Genomic DNA, 14,790 nt, shown 5'->3' with positions numbered 1-14,790 from the left:
GCGTACATCCATGAGCATTACAGCATGAACGTGACACTCACCGACGTGCACAATGCCCTGCAGGCGAATCTTTCCTTTGTGCAGTGTACAGCGACCCGACTTCCCTTTGACAACGATGCATTCGACGCCGCACTGCTCAGCTTTGTGTTGCACCATGCCGACGATCCGCAGCAGGTCATGCAAGAAGCATTGCGTGTGAGTCGCCACGTGCTTGTGCTGGAGTCCGTAGCCTATCATCCACTTCAGCGTCGCCTTCTGGGGTGGACAGATGCTGCCGTAAATGCCGTACGCTCAGGTGGAACGATGGCGCCGCCGCATCCGGAAACCTACCGCAGTCTGGACGGCTGGATGTCTTGGATGCAGGCGCAAGGCGGCCAGGTTGTGCGCAAAGAGCTAATCCCCGGGCGGCTTCATCCATGGGCAGTGCTCGTTGTGCGGCCTGCCCAGCGTGCAAGCGCCTCTACCGACACCTCATTGGGGTGACGCCATACGTAGTCGTCGTAACGCCGGAACCACGTAAGCTGGCGTTTTGCATATCGCCGCGTGTTGCGCTTGATAAGACGCACCATCTCGTCGTAATCATACGCACCTTGCAGGTGCTGAATCGGTTCGCGATAGCCAATCGTGCTAAGCGGCGGTTCATCGAGGTTCACCGGTCCGCCCATGACCTGCCGCACCTCATCCAGAAGGCCAGCATCGAGCATCCGGTCAACCCGCTCATTGATACGATCGTAGAGCCGCTGCCGGTCGCGATGTAACACCACGGTTCGATAGGTGAACGGCGGCTCCGGCTGGTTTTCGTAGAAGGAGGTGAGCGTATGCCCCGTGCCATGATAGACCTCCAGTGCTCGCATGACCCGATGCGTCTTCGTCGGATCTGCCTTGGCGGCCTGTGCCGGGTCTACTTCGAGGAGCTCGTCGTAGAGTGCCTGTGCCCCCTCCTCATCAAGGCGTGTCTCCAAGCGCTCCCGAACAGATGAGTCGACATCAGGGATGTCGGCAAGACCCTCCTGCAGCGCGTGGATGTAGAGTGTCGAGCCCCCAACGATAATCGGGACCCGGCCTCGCTCAACGATCTGGCGGATGCGTGCGTTAGCGTCATCAGCAAACGCACCGGCCGAATAGGGGGGCTCGCTTAACGAACGCTCATCGATAAAGTGGTGCGGAATACCTTCGCGCTCATCTGGTGTAGGCTTCGCCGTTCCGATTGTGAGCTCACGATAGATCTGCCGGCTATCGGCAGATACAATCTCAGCATCCCATCGATGGGCAAGCGACAGGCTGAGTGCGGTTTTTCCAACAGCCGTAGGTCCTACAATGCAGAGAAACGGGCCCGTGGGCGACGAGAACATGATACCATGTCGTTAAAGCGCGGTGACGAACACGCTATGACGACACGCGTGGCGTGTCCGGTTGTTCGTCGGGCTGGTGAACCGTGATACCTGGAGCGGGACCAACCGGGACAGAATCGCCACCGGGAGGCAACCCACCATCTCCCGAGTCGTCGTCGGATGGATCAATGCCTTTCGGATACTGCTTATGGATGTATATCATGACGACGAGCCCCAGCAGGCATGAAAGGACAAACAGCGCCTCGATAAGCAAGAGCATGAAGCAAGGAGATAAGATGCAACGGCGTGTTAGCGTTCACATTACCCTCATATTCGCGGGCGCCGGTTCCGTTTCATGAGTGGCCAAAAAGGATAGGCCCTCACGCGTGCTGGCCAAATGAGAGCAGGTGAGGGTCACTTTATACCGTCAAGAAGAAACGCCAGGGAATACGACAGCGAAGAAGACAGAGGAACTGGGTGTAAAACGCCCCCACACAACTCATCATCCAGCAGGACTCTTCTGTGTTGAGGGTGCTGGATCGGAAGCGAGGAGCTCAGGTGCGTCATCCAGAAACAACAGAATTCCCTGTACGACCATGATGTTGGTTACCAGAAAGAAGGTTGCCTCTTCAACGGGCAACCCAAACGGTTCGATACCAATGGTGTATTCCGGCGAGATTGTCCATATACCGTTATTGATTGCAATTGCATCAGCAATCCAGAGATAAACAGTGGGGATTCCGATCGTCCAGGCCATGGTGCGCCGATACTGCCAGAGCTGGGGGCCGTCATAGAACCACTTGAACGCAATAATAGGCCCGGCCCATCCGATAATGAGCCCCATGTACAGGAACGAGTCGTTCCCGGACAGAATCATCCACCACCCGACAACTGAGATAAGCGTCCAGATCCCCCCGCCAATCCAGCGAGCTGCGTCTACACGGGGCCGTCGCTCGGTAGTCCGCGCCAGATAGTGATAGAGAAAGAGGCCGGTCAAGATAGGCTGTAGAATGAAAAACGCATACTCCTCTATAGGTACATACCCGATGGTAAATAGCACGCGATCGGGGCCGTACCACCATACTTCATTGGCAACGAGGTAGTTATCCCAAGGCGTAGTGTACACGAACGCAATGAGACAGAGCAGGGGAATAGCCACGCGCCCACGTCGTCCGCCCACTCCACCAAGCGGACGGGGCACGGTGGCCAGCATCAGCACGATGGGCGGAATCGTAAATATGAGATGGAAAGCGAGGTAAGAGAGCGTCATAAGGCCAAGGGGGGCAGGCGAAGGAGTGGATGAGCCGGGGTAGGAAACCTATACGCGATGACGATCGAGGTCGCGCAGGAGTACACGGGCCGCGTTGCGACCCGAGGCGCCCATAATGCCACCACCAGGGTGCGTGCTGGCTCCCGTAAGGTAGAGGCCAGACAGAGGCGCTTTGTACTGAGACCAACCCATGGCGGGACGGTTGCTGAACATCTGATCAATGCTCATTTCGACGTGCATAACATTACCTCGAAAGAGTCCAAGATGCTTCTCAAGCCATGCAGGATGCTGAAATAGATCTCCGACGATATGTTCACGCATGCCCGGAGCGAACGTCTCGAAGGTGTCGATGAGACGATTTGCGACATCGTCTGCAATCACATCCCAAGACTGCCCGTCTGCAAGCTCATACGGGAAATACTGTCCCCATAGCCATAGCACCTCATGTCCTTCAGGTGCAAGGGTCGGGTCGGCCGCACTAAATGTCATCGCAACCAGTGGCGGGTCAGAGGAGGGGTGTCCTCCCAGGTATTCACCATAAGCTCGGCTGAGCTGCTCAGGCGAGCGACACAGGAGCTGTAGTCCTGTGCGTGCCTTAACGCCAGGAGCAGCTGCATACTCGACCGGAGCATCGAGCGCCAGCCGCAGCATTGCACCAAACCCGTTCCCCACGCGTATTTTCTTGGCAAAGTTGTCGGGGCGGTGCTCTTGGGGCAGGAGCCGGGTCGTCGTCTCTAAGATATGTGCCCCCGATAGTACAGCGCGAGCGGTGGCATCGCCCTGCTCACTGCGGATGCCGACGGCTTTGCCGTTACGTACCACGATCTCGTTTACGGCTGCACTGGTATGTACCGCCCCTCCGTGGGCTTCAATGTGTGCACGCAGGGCCTGCGTGAGCATACCCGACCCGCCTTTCGGACGAGCCACACCGCCTTCGTGATAGAGTGGGTGCCAGAGCACGAAAGGGCCGGTCATAGGCTCGGTTGGAGGCGGACCCGACTGGGCGGCCATCCACATAAGCATTGCGCGCAGCTCAGGACTGTCAAAGTACTCGCTAACAACATGGCCATATGGACGCATGATAGTCCGAAGTTCGTCTTGCCACTCAAGCTTCGACGACTCGCCCAGTACAAGGCTCTTGCCTAACTGAAAGGGACTTGGCGCCCGCAAGAACATGTCACGCATGGTCCGTGCAAACCCGGACCAGTCGTCGATGAAGCGACGGTAGTTGTCACCCTCGCCCGGAAAGGTCTGGTTCAACTCGTGGACGGTTCGGTCCACATCACGGTAGATGTATACTGGGGTATCCCCGAATGGAGCAAAGAAGAGCGGATCGAGATCGATATACTCTAACCCAAACCGTTCAAGCTCAAGCTCGTCAACGATGGGTGTTAGACGGATTAGAATGTGTGCGCTTCCCCCCAGATCAAACCGGTAGCCCGGTACAATCTCTTTGGTGGATACGGCGCCGCCCACAATGTCACGACGCTCAAATACACCGACTTTGTATCCGGCCTGAGCCAGATAGGCACTGCAGATAAGCGAGTTATGCCCGGCTCCAACAACGACAACATCAAAATCCACGATACAAATAGGGTCCATGTATTATAAGGACTGCGGACGGTAGAGCGGGCCGAAAACATATGCCACAACTCTGCCTTTCAAAATATGCAAACCAGACACATGGAATAGAAGCTCCAGATGTTCGTATTTTGACAAACAACGAAACCGGGGCCCGCTAATTTGCGTGGACTCTATATACAACTGTAAAAGAGTAGTAAACGGGCGAGCTACTTTACGCAACGTGTACCCCAATTCCGCGTGCTGCTATGAACTGGATTTCGCAAGTACTTGGATTTTTTGTCGCGTTCGGTCCGATCCTGATGCTCTTTGCGCTCTGGCATCTGATCTGGAACGACGATTCGGGCTCCGACGGAGGAGGAGGGGGGCGGCCGTCATGGGATCCGGGCCCGCCGCCACCAACAAACGGACGCGACCGTGTGCCGGTTGAGGATCGTCCCGTAAGTGAGCCCGTTTCCGATAAGTGGAATGTTAACTGATCGCAAGAGAGTCTCCCCGATGCCGGCGTCGTTCTCACACAATACGTTTGTATGAACAGATGGATTGACATATCGCAGCTACTGGATGCCAGCATTGCAGCCTGGCCGGGCGACGTCCCTTTCTCGCGTCGCGACACCTTGCAGATTTCCAGCGGAGACAGTGTGAACTGCTCAGCCATAGACCAGAGTGCGCATGTTGGCACGCACGCCGATGCCCCGTATCATGTCAATTCAGACGGGCCAACTACGGACTCTTGGACGCTGGGCACATTCATCGGTCCCGCCGAGGTCGTTTCCATTCCAGCAGGCACACCTGCGGTTCAGCCTGGTCACCTTGTGGGATGCGAGACGCCCCGCATCCTTCTAAAAACTGTCTGCAGTCATCGGTCTGATACGTCCTGGAATGACGCATTCCCCGCGATCTCACTGGATGCGGTACAGTGGATGGCCGAACAGGGCATTCAGCTGGTCGGCACCGATGCTCCTTCGGTTGATCCCGCAGATAGCACTGGTCTTGATGCACACCATGCGTTAAATGAGGCACACATCGTGAATATCGAGAACCTGCGCCTGGGACATGTTGAGGCCGGCACGTACTCGTTGGTTGCGCTCCCCATGCCAGTTGCAGGAAGCGATGCGGCTCCTGTACGTGCTGTTTTGCATGCCGATACCACGCTCTTTACGGGATAGAAAGTTTATTCAATGCTCTTTTGCACCATAGACACTCTTTTAGTTAATTTGGCACTCCCAAGGAAGAGTTGATAACAGTTGATAACAACCTTGTACGGTAAGCACCCGTAACACGAAAAGCATCAAGGTATTGCTGCACGCGTATTGCCGCGTGCGCCTGTTCGCCGATTTGTAGACTTATCTCCCACAGCGACTATGGATACATTCGATCGTGCCACCCTTCGTGCACTTGCAGAGCATGAAAGCGAGGTATACGTTAGCCTGTATATGGAAACGATGCGCAACGAGTCCGATTGGTCGCAGAACACCATTCGGTACAAGAACTTGCTTACCGAGGCGCGCGACATTCTCCGTGAGCAGGGGCATCGTGAAAACGAAATTGATGTACTTCTTGAACCGGCACGCGCACTGGCTGATGATACGACCTTCTGGCGTCAGGTTAGTAACGGCGTTGCGCTGTTTCTGACGGCCGATGGACTACAGACATATCGGCTCCCGCTCCAGTTCGATGAGTTTGTGACGGCGGGCGATCACTTTCACTTGAAGCCGCTCTTCCCACTGATTGCGTCGAATAACCGTTTCTTCGTGCTCGCCCTGAGTCAAAACGATGTAAAGCTCTTTCAGGGCACCCACCAATCGATCGGTGAGGTAGATGCGCGAGAGATTCCGGGCAGCCTGACAGAATCGTCACCAGGCGTTGTAGACGATGCCGAACGCGAGGTTCAGCATCGCACCGCGAATCGTACTCCGAGCGGACGAACCGACCAGGTCTATCATGGCCACCCGCATGACAAAGACGATAACAGTCGTACTGTAAAGCCGGAGATCAAACAGTTCTTTCGGTCGGTCGACGAGGGCGTCATGAAGTATCTTGCGGATGAGGACGCCCCGCTTCTCATCGCTGGTGTCTCCGAATACCTTCCGATGTACCGAGAAGTGAACAGCTACGCGCACCTCGTCGAGAACGATGTTGTGGCGGGCAACCCGGAAGACCTGCGTCCGACAGAGCTTCATGAGAAGGCGTGGTCGATTGTAGAGCCAATCTTTGAAGCAACACAGCAGGAAGCACTCGAAGTCTTCGACCAGCACTACCACCAGAATGGCAACCTGGCCTCTGGAAACTTCCACGAGATCGTGCCGGCTTGTGCTTACGGGCGGGTAGATACGCTCTTCGTTCCAATCGACGAATACCGATGGGGACGTTTCGATCCATCAAGCAACACGGTCGAACTGCACGGTAGTCATGAAACGGGGGACTACGACCTGCTCAACTATGCTGCGGTCCACGCGCACCTGAACGGAGCCACGGTATATGCGCTCCGTCCAGAGAATATGCCGAATGGACAGTTCGTTGCAGCGGTCTTCCGCTACCCGGCTGACGTGTCGGCGACCGAAGAAGGGTAGTAGGTTTCCCGTAAGCTAAAACGCACGACAGAGCGCGGTTGTCCATAGACGGACAGCCGCGCTTTTTCTTTTAAAGACCTGATGGCAGTTGGACTGTCTCCTTGTGGAGGCTCATCTTGTGGAGGCTCATCTCCGATCCATCTGATATAAAGGAATTGACCCAACCTGGCAGATCCCTGGAGGAAACCCATAGAGAAGTGTCCCATTTCATACTTTGCTTCTCGATTCCCGATAATTAGCATTATCAGGAATAGAGAATTAAGGCACGAAACCCGAATTTTCTTCACGCAAACTACACTTCAACATGAATCCCAGCAGATCAGATTCTGAGAGCCCCCCGTCAGAGACGCCCGAAGTGTACCAAGGTGCGGATACGGGGCAACAAAACGCGCCTACGAGCACCCGATCTGCAGGCGAATCTGCGAATGAGTCAGCAGGCGCATCGTCGGATGATGCCGCTCGTCCGTCTGAGGCCCTTATATCTGTCGATACTGCCGAGCCCGGGCCATCTGCAGATGCACCTCTTGTACATACTTCGGTTGATGCGTCAACTAACCTTCTTGACGTGTACCTTACGCGCTATGAACGTGCTGAGACGCGCCGGGCATACGAGAACGACCTCGTGCAATTTTTCGGGACCGATGACGTGCAGCTCCCGCTCGCCCGAAAAGCCACCTTCATGCACGTAAATCGCCATCTGCGCGAACTTGAACAGGATGATCGCAAAGCATCAACCATCCAGCGCCGCGTTTCGGCCATCCGTGGCTTCTTCGACTGGCTGGTTGCTCTGGAGATCATCTCGCGCAATCCGGCAGACGCTGCCCTTATTCGGAAAGTCCGCCGAACCAACGCAAAAGATCGCTCCATCACGTTCCTGTCGCGAGATCAAGCTCAGCAGCTTATTCGCGCTGCCGACGATGCCGGCGAAGCCGCGAAGAGAGATCGTGCATTATTAATGGTTTTATTGCACTGTGTATTGCGTCGCTCTGAGGCAGCTGCTATGGATGTTGAGCACGTCCGACCGCTCGGACACTACTGGGTACTTGACCTTCCTGACACTAAAGGCGGTGCCGATCAATACGTTAAGATTCCTGCCCATGTTGTAGAAGCAATCGATGACATGAAGGCGCACTATGGAATTGAGAGTGGTGCGCTCTGGCGGTCATGCAGTAACCGGAACCGAGGCGATCGCATCACCGGCGACGCGATCTACCGAATGGTGCGCCGCACCTCTAAGCGCGCCGGACTTGAGGAGATCGGGGCCCATGCCCTGCGCCATACCGGATGTACGCTTGCCCTTGAAGGCGGTGCTTCTATCGAGCAGGTGAAGAGCCACGCACGTCACAAGGACATCGACACCACAATGGCCTATATTCACCAGCGCGATAAGCTGCGCGACAGCGCCGCGGACCGCATTAACCTGTAGATAGCCCTTCTAAACCGATCGTTATGGCTATTTAACGCAGATGGCCTCTTGTCTCCTCTCTCCCTACCACCAGAGGCACGATTCGGAGCGAGGTGAATGTTGCTTACTCATTGATAGGCAAGTATATCGAACTGGTTTGCCGTGTAGATGAGTCTGCTTTCACGGAGCATCTCATGCCGTGCCGACCACCACTTGTCGAGTGCTCCCTCAGGTACAACGCCACTTTCTTTAGCTTCATCGTACACAAATGCCAAAATAGATTGCAAGGCATATGCCTCATCACCTGAGTATGCTTGTTTAGAAGGCACTATTGCCCAGTCAGATGCACGAACCATAACAGACAGACCGATCCGATTTGCCCAGTTTACGACTTCGTGTGATGGATATTGGCCTAAATTTAAGTTTGTTTTTTCTTGTATCGAATGATGGTAGTTTTCGATTATACGCTTTTCTATTGGTTCGACATTCTTAGGAGCGCTTGGGGCAAGACGGGTCGTCATTGCAAAAGTTAAAGGAGTATATACAGTTATATTTTTATTTGCTATGTTTTTTATTTTAGATAGCATTTTGTCGACCGGCATAAGATCTATAACGGAACGTGCCATCACGACATCGTAAGTGCCTGATTTGTTTTTTTGACTTATGTTTCTGTAGTGATCAAAAAATTTAATTGGCAGTACTTTTATTATTGAATCAGATCCTTTTTCTATTTGGCATACTTTTTCTTCAACGACAGACCGATTGGTCGGATCTGGCTCCAGTGCATCATAGTGCAAAGCAATGGACGCCCTTCTGAGTGCCTCAATCATCCATTTCATCTGGTCGCCTCGCCCGGCCCCGATTTCAAGAATGCGAAGCGGACGATCAAGGGCGGCGGCCCGATCACAAAGCTTGTCCAGAAAGGCGCGGCGGAGCGCTGGGTGCTGTGCTCGCGCACTCACAGGCTGTAGCGCTTTCAGGTAGCGCGGGTACTCAAATGTGTGATCTTCGCGTCGGAATACGCTCATGCGTCGGCAGAAAGGGTGGTGGTATACTGGGCGGCAGCTTCCTGGTCTTCCCAAATGCGGACATGCATGGTATGGCACCGAGCACGTGTCTCGTCATCCAAAGAGTTCCGAATATCCTCGGCGGCAATCCGTGCGAAGTGCTCTACACTCGGATTGAGTCCAGCAAAGGCTTCTATCTCGTTCAAGGTCTTGTCGGAAAAACGATTTTTAATATCATCTATTGCGTTCTTGACATCATCGATGTCACAGACATACCCCCACTTATTCAGATCTTCTGACTCCAATATGATCTCTATTTCAAAGTGATGAGAATGCCATTCATTCTCCGGTCCACAGTTCGGAACAGTGAGATAATGCTGCGCAATTAAGTCATCTTTAACGGTAAGCGTGTACATATTTATCTATAGGTAAGTATAGTTGGGTGTGCAAGCGAAGAGGATTGCAGTTGTGCATAGACTGATGGGGCCTCTCGGAATGAGACGCGATCTACGCTGTTGTTTGATGGAGAGAGCATTTCGGTCAGCTGAATAGCGGCCTGAAGCTGACGCGGCTTCGACCACCGCGTTTTGCGTCGTGCAGGAAGCGTGCTAACCGGTGTAGCAGCTATCGTGAGCCGCTTGCGGTGAAACGCTGCTCCAAGGTCGAGCATTGCGGACTTCGTGCCGTACCACGATCCGAGCACAACGCGGGTCTCTTGTCCTGAGGCGTTGAGTGCTCGCTGCAGCATATCGGGCGCCCCGCTCAGTTCGATGATCACATCGGGGCCGTTGGTCCATGCACTCGGAAGCACGTCGCTACTGAAAGCGTCCGATGTGCACCGGCGGACCGTATCCCCCAGATGTGGGTGACGATCGAGCGGGTCAGGACGGTCTACCACGAGCAGGTCGAGGGCAGGAATCTGCTGCAACATCCGGGCAACAAGTGTGCCCACGAGCCCCACACCGATAAGAACGACGCGCGATCCCGGGCCTATCTGCGCGTCCCACACGATGCTAAGTGCCGTTTCTACATTTGGTATGAACGTAGCATCGTGCGTCCCCACTGAATCTGGCAGCTCGTATAAGGTATCGGCGCTTACGGTATGGTGCGTAGCGTGGGGCAAAAACCCGAAAACGCGTTTGCCAAGAATCGAGGCGGGTACGCCTGCCCCGCGGCCGGTTACGCGTCCTACACAGCAATACCCGTACGTACGAGGATAGGAAAACGACGAGCCGCCAGCGGTTGTGTCGGTGAGCGACGCATCGATGTTGCCGTTCAACACAAGGCGCTCTGTGCCTGCACTGATAAGAGATGCGAGGGTTTTTACCTGTACTTCCCCCTCCTCGGGTGCCTCAAGGGGCTCTTCGGCCAAACGCGTCGTGCCATCGCCATTAAAAAGGAGAACTGTTCTACGCATCTTCCCACACCGGATCTGCAAAAAGCACGATGTCTTCGCCCGCCCACTGGTACGTCACGTTTGTTAGGTTGGCTGCGTGCAACGATTGTCCCAGCGCCGACGCGCTGCCCGTGCTGCCATTGGTGCGTCTATCGAACGGACCAATACCTGCCAGATACATCGGTGCGAGCGTTACAATGAGCTTCTGCGCGTGCTGGCCCTGAAGCACGTACCGAATTACGGTCGCGCCTCCTTCGATCATAATTGAGGCGATGCCCTGTTCCCAGGCGTCTCGTCGCACCGCTTGCAGCGACACCCCTCCCGGCCCAGGAGAAACAGATTTCACGACAGCACCAGCATTTTCGAGCGCCTGGATGCGCCCCTCATCAGACGAGGTCGTATAGATGAGGGGCTTAGGATCGGCCTGCAGCAGCTGCGCATCTGCAGGACAGCGGAGGTTCGTATCCAATATGATAGGCCGCGGGTCACGGCCGGGCACGCGCCGCACGGTGAGACGTGGGTCGTCAGAAAGCACGGTTCCAATGCCCACAAGAATGCCGTCGTGAACGGATCGTACCTTGTGAGTCAGATCCATCGAAGCGGCGTCGCTAATACGAACGGGCTCGCAGGCGGCCCCTGCAATGGCCCCGTTGAGGCTCTGTGCATAGCTGAGCGTGATAAACGCCTGTTGATGTGCTTCCGCATAGTGACGGGCTTGCTGCCTGAGGCTCTGCAGGTCTGCGCTGTGCGGGTTCGCGTAGCCATCGCCGCTTGGTGGATGGGCATCCATCTGCAGCATGTGGCGCATCCGCTCCACTTTGGTTTCGAGGTATGAAGAGTTGTGCCGGTTTAGATGCGGTTCAATCGGCACCCGTTCGGTAACGTCCACATCATACTCACGCAGGCTTTCGATCTTTGCAGGATTGTTCGTAATGAGGCGGACTGATTCGATGTCAAGATCTTGGATCATGAGCGCCCCTACCGTGTAATCGCGCTCATCGGGCTCATGCCCGAGCATCAGGTTCGCCTCGACCGTGTCGTACCCCTCGTCTTGAAGGTTGTATGCGCGCAGCTTGTCATGCAGCCCAATGCCCCGCCCCTCCTGGCGCAGGTAGAGGATAACCCCCTGCCCCGCCTCAGCAATCATACGCATCGATGTATTGAGCTGCTCGCCACAGTCACACCGTAGCGACCCGAGCACGTCACCCGTAAAGCACTCCGAGTGAATCCGAACGAGCACATCTTCGGCCCCCTCCACATCTCCATAGACCACCGCAAGGTGATCTTTGTCATCGAGGTCGTTCTCATAGAGCATCAGAGAGAACGGGCCATCAACTGTGGGGATGCGAGCCGTTGTTAGGCGCCGAACCGAAGCAGCATTCATACAGCGTGTAGTACGTGAATCGTTAAGGGTGATACGTGTAAACCGTTGCGTGCAAAGCGTGCAGTAGCCTTTTAATGAGCATATACATATAGCTCAATATGCAAGAGCCACACTGCGCGAACCAAAGCCAAAGCGTATGACTATGAGTATCCGTACGACATAGCAACCCGCCTGTGCCCGGGGATGTTACGTGCCGTCTTCGAGGCGCTCCCAACTATGTTGTAACGCGCGCCCCTGTTTGCTCATTCTCCATCACTGGCCTCTACTTCTGTTTGTGGACTCTGTAACACGCTCAGACGCCTTCACTCCTCTTCTCATGAATGCCCTGTATACCGGGTACGCACGTGGTCTGAATGCCGACATTCGAGCTGCGCAGGCGGTTGGTGGCACTCCGCTCTCCCTGTGCACCGCTCATATCGTGGCAAGTCATAACACCGTGACCGACGTGCTCAACGTACCTTCAGATACGGTGCATGCCCAGTTAGAGCACCTCCTGTCTTCGGATACGCCCGATACGGTGATCCCAAACGCAGCCAAAATCGGCATCGTTGGATCTACGCCTTCGGTGCGTGCTGTTGACCGCTTGCTGAAACACGATGCATTTGATGGCCCCACGGTGTTGGACGTAACGCTGAGCGGGCCCAGCGGCGAAGACATTGCAGAGCCCAGTACAATCGAATCACTCACTAACATCATGAGCCGTGTATCGCTCGTGACCGTGCGCTTACGGGACGCCGAACTCCTTGCCGGCATGGAAATTCCTACGCTCGACGATGCCCAGGTGGCCGTGCAGCGCATCAGTCAGCAGGGAGCTGCTGCCGTGCTGCTGCGGTGTGGACGTCTACCCACCCACTTCTTTGAGCGTGAGAGCGAGCCGCCGAACTTTGCGCTCGACCTCTTGTGGTACGAAGACGAGATGGCACTCTTTGAGGCTCCTTTCGTAGAGACGAATGCAACCATCAGTGGACGATCGAGCGCCTATCTTGTTGACCTACTTGCCCGCCTGCATCAGGGCATACCGCTGACAGATGCCATTCAGGCATCGAAGCGTCGCATGGCCGACACCTTGAACGCAGTTAAAAGCGCGTCGGAAGAGCGCGCATCTGTCCGGTTCTTCGACGTCTTTGGTCAGCACGAAAGCGCCTCCATACCATCGTAATAGGCGAATCACGAACGGGTTGTGCAGGCGGTTCCGAACGCTTGTCTTCCTGATACGTCTTATAACGTGTTTCGATTTCTTGCATAGACTTGCGTTTGCTTTCGATACGCTTGCAAACCAGGTCTCTGCATCAGTACTTGCTACGTACTGATACCGTAAAATATCGTATTCCATAGAGGCCAGGCTGTTATATGTTGTTTCGGACCTGTACCCTATGGGCACACGGCCAACCTTTTCCTCGGTGATGCCCTAACAGCTTATGACTCCTTCCTCTGAATCCGACAAAACGACCATCTACGACGTAGCCGACGCGGCCGGCGTAGCCATCTCAACCGTGTCGCGAGTGCTCAATAACTCGCGCGACGTATCGGATGCCACCCGTGAGCGGGTGCTCCGCGCTATAGAAGAGCTGCAATTTCGCCCGAACCGTACGGCGAAGTCGCTCGCCCAACGGGCCACACGTACCATTGCAGTGGCCGTCCCCACCTTTACGACGCCGTTTCACAACGAACTCCTCAAGGGTGTTCGCAGTCGCCTCGATATTGGTGAGGTAGACCTTTTGCTCTGTGATCTGGCCTGGTCCGATCCTGAAGCAACGTTGCGCAACTTCCTGGCGCGCGGAGCAATGGATGCCCTTCTTCTCACCGGACTGCGCTACAACCCGCAGGTCGCCAACGAGCTTCGTGCCCTTGGTGCCCCGGTTGTTATGATCGGGAGCAAGTGGGAGAAGATGGACTCGTACTACTGGGAAGATGAAGTCGGCGTTGAGCTTGCGGTCCGTCATCTAATTGAGCAGGGCCATCACAAAATCGGGATGATCACGACCCCTCATGATACGCATGTGCGAAACGCGCGTGTTCGCGGTTATCGTGATGTGCTTGAAGAGGCCGGCATTGCCTTCGACAAGTCGCGCGTTGCATGGGGCGAAACCGAAAAGCACGACGGGTTCAGTGAAGAGTCGGGCTACGAAGCGATGCAGAAACTGCTTGATACGCATCCCGACCTGACCGCCGTCTTTGCCAGTAGCGACGTGCAAGCTGTGGGCGCCTGGCAGGCAATTCGCCATGCTGGGCTCTCCGTTCCTGAAAACTTTGCGCTCGTAGGCTACGACGACATCAAGATCAGCCGGTTTATTGGTCTCTCCAGTGTTGCTCAGAACATGCACGACGTTGGCGAAAAAGCTGCAGAGACCCTTCTTCGTCGCCTGAACCGGGAAGACTTCCCAACGGTGAACGAACAGGTACAGCACGAACTGCACATACGTAAGTCCAGCGATCACACCATCTCAGCCTGATCCTCTCACGCATCCCCCCTGTTCCGACATGGACCGCTCTCGTATTGCCAAGCAGCTCTCCCACTGCATTACAGCAACCGACTTTCCGGAGTGGGGCACGCGTTACGAAGGCAAGGTGCGCGACACATATCGCGACGGCGACCTGCTCACCCTGGTTACTACCGACCGGATTTCGGCCTTTGACCACATCCTGCCTCAGGCCATTCCCTTCAAGGGGCAGGTGCTGAATCAGCTTGCTGCCTTCTTCTTTGAAAAGACGGCAGATGTCTTTCCCAACCATGTACGGGCGGTACCTGACCCGAACGTGACAATCGGCACCGCCTGCACACCTATCCCCATTGAGTTTGTCGTGCGTGGGTACCTCGCGGGTCATGCCTGGCGCGTCTACCG

Annotated in this window: 16 protein-coding genes; 8 read left to right on the top strand and 8 right to left on the bottom strand. The window is 55.3% G+C overall.

What is annotated here, in order from left to right; genetic code table 11:
* Window positions 1–483, top strand: a 483-nt coding sequence (locus tag PPP56_RS02905; RefSeq protein ID WP_353562532.1) for a class I SAM-dependent methyltransferase, incomplete at its 5' end; no start/stop codon positions are given.
* On the opposite strand, the gene miaA is transcribed toward PPP56_RS02905, so the two are convergent.
* From miaA to PPP56_RS02885, 4 genes are all read right to left on the bottom strand, one after another.
* Window positions 411–1,352 carry a tRNA (adenosine(37)-N6)-dimethylallyltransferase MiaA gene (gene miaA / locus PPP56_RS02900; protein ID WP_353562531.1) on the bottom strand — a complete coding sequence of 314 codons (942 nt, stop codon included), beginning with the start codon at window positions 1,350–1,352 and terminating at the stop codon, window positions 411–413. The genes PPP56_RS02905 and miaA overlap by 73 nt on opposite strands.
* A gap of 34 nt (window positions 1,353–1,386) precedes the next feature.
* Window positions 1,387–1,611 carry a hypothetical protein gene (locus PPP56_RS02895; protein ID WP_353562530.1) on the bottom strand — a complete coding sequence of 75 codons (225 nt, stop codon included), beginning with the start codon at window positions 1,609–1,611 and terminating at the stop codon, window positions 1,387–1,389.
* Window positions 1,612–1,833: 222 nt separating this feature from the next.
* Entirely contained in the window at window positions 1,834–2,601 is a 768-nt protein-coding gene (locus PPP56_RS02890) for a lycopene cyclase domain-containing protein (protein WP_353562529.1), read from the bottom strand.
* Window positions 2,602–2,649: 48 nt separating this feature from the next.
* A complete protein-coding gene (locus PPP56_RS02885; protein ID WP_353562528.1) occupies window positions 2,650–4,203 on the bottom strand; it encodes a phytoene desaturase family protein in 1,554 nt (517 codons plus the stop codon).
* Between the two features lie 227 nt (window positions 4,204–4,430).
* On the opposite strand from PPP56_RS02885, the gene PPP56_RS02880 reads away from it, so the two are divergent.
* The 4 genes from PPP56_RS02880 (at window position 4,431) to PPP56_RS02865 (ending at window position 8,181) form a co-directional block, all read left to right on the top strand.
* A complete protein-coding gene (locus PPP56_RS02880; protein WP_353562527.1) occupies window positions 4,431–4,661 on the top strand; it encodes a hypothetical protein in 231 nt (76 codons plus the stop codon).
* A gap of 51 nt (window positions 4,662–4,712) precedes the next feature.
* Window positions 4,713–5,351 (top strand): cyclase family protein, encoded by a 639-nt coding sequence (locus PPP56_RS02875; RefSeq protein ID WP_353562526.1) that lies wholly within the window; start codon window positions 4,713–4,715, stop codon window positions 5,349–5,351.
* Window positions 5,352–5,546: 195 nt separating this feature from the next.
* Window positions 5,547–6,755, top strand: coding sequence for a baeRF7 domain-containing protein (locus PPP56_RS02870; protein WP_353562525.1), 1,209 nt, complete (start codon window positions 5,547–5,549; stop codon window positions 6,753–6,755).
* 565 nt (window positions 6,756–7,320) lie between these two features.
* Window positions 7,321–8,181, top strand: coding sequence for a tyrosine-type recombinase/integrase (locus tag PPP56_RS02865; protein WP_353562524.1), 861 nt, complete (start codon window positions 7,321–7,323; stop codon window positions 8,179–8,181).
* A 107-nt stretch (window positions 8,182–8,288) separates the two neighbouring features.
* Here PPP56_RS02865 and PPP56_RS02860 read toward each other — a convergent pair whose 3' ends face one another.
* From PPP56_RS02860 to ribA, 4 genes are read right to left on the bottom strand one after another with little or no spacing between them, the layout of a single operon-like run.
* On the bottom strand, window positions 8,289–9,188 hold the full coding sequence (locus PPP56_RS02860) for an SAM-dependent methyltransferase (RefSeq protein ID WP_353562523.1): 900 nt from the start codon (window positions 9,186–9,188) through the stop codon (window positions 8,289–8,291).
* Window positions 9,185–9,583, bottom strand: coding sequence for a 6-pyruvoyl trahydropterin synthase family protein (locus PPP56_RS02855; protein WP_353562522.1), 399 nt, complete (start codon window positions 9,581–9,583; stop codon window positions 9,185–9,187). The genes PPP56_RS02860 and PPP56_RS02855 overlap by 4 nt, the downstream gene beginning before the upstream one ends.
* A 2-nt stretch (window positions 9,584–9,585) precedes the next feature.
* The gene (locus PPP56_RS02850; protein ID WP_353562521.1) at window positions 9,586–10,584 is read right to left on the bottom strand and encodes a zinc-dependent alcohol dehydrogenase; all 999 of its coding nucleotides are present in this window, start codon (window positions 10,582–10,584) and stop codon (window positions 9,586–9,588) included.
* A complete protein-coding gene (gene ribA, locus PPP56_RS02845) occupies window positions 10,577–11,947 on the bottom strand; it encodes a GTP cyclohydrolase II (protein ID WP_353562520.1) in 1,371 nt (456 codons plus the stop codon). Before ribA ends, PPP56_RS02850 begins: the two co-directional genes overlap by 8 nt.
* Window positions 11,948–12,263: 316 nt before the next feature.
* On the opposite strand from ribA, the gene PPP56_RS02840 reads away from it, so the two are divergent.
* The 3 genes from PPP56_RS02840 to PPP56_RS02830 form a co-directional block, all read left to right on the top strand.
* Window positions 12,264–13,106 (top strand): bifunctional hydroxymethylpyrimidine kinase/phosphomethylpyrimidine kinase, encoded by an 843-nt coding sequence (locus PPP56_RS02840; RefSeq protein WP_353562519.1) that lies wholly within the window; start codon window positions 12,264–12,266, stop codon window positions 13,104–13,106.
* A 259-nt stretch (window positions 13,107–13,365) separates the two neighbouring features.
* A complete protein-coding gene (locus tag PPP56_RS02835) occupies window positions 13,366–14,400 on the top strand; it encodes a LacI family DNA-binding transcriptional regulator (RefSeq protein WP_353562518.1) in 1,035 nt (344 codons plus the stop codon).
* 28 nt (window positions 14,401–14,428) lie between these two features.
* Window positions 14,429–14,790 (top strand): phosphoribosylaminoimidazolesuccinocarboxamide synthase (locus PPP56_RS02830; RefSeq protein ID WP_353562517.1); only part of this gene is annotated, 362 nt, incomplete at its 3' end.

Source organism: Longimonas sp. (assembly GCF_040409695.1).
Lineage (GTDB): Bacteria > Bacteroidota > Rhodothermia > Rhodothermales > Salinibacteraceae > Longimonas.
The sequence above is the reverse complement of the archived record's forward strand: the minus strand, read 5'-3'. Positions and strand labels throughout refer to the sequence as shown.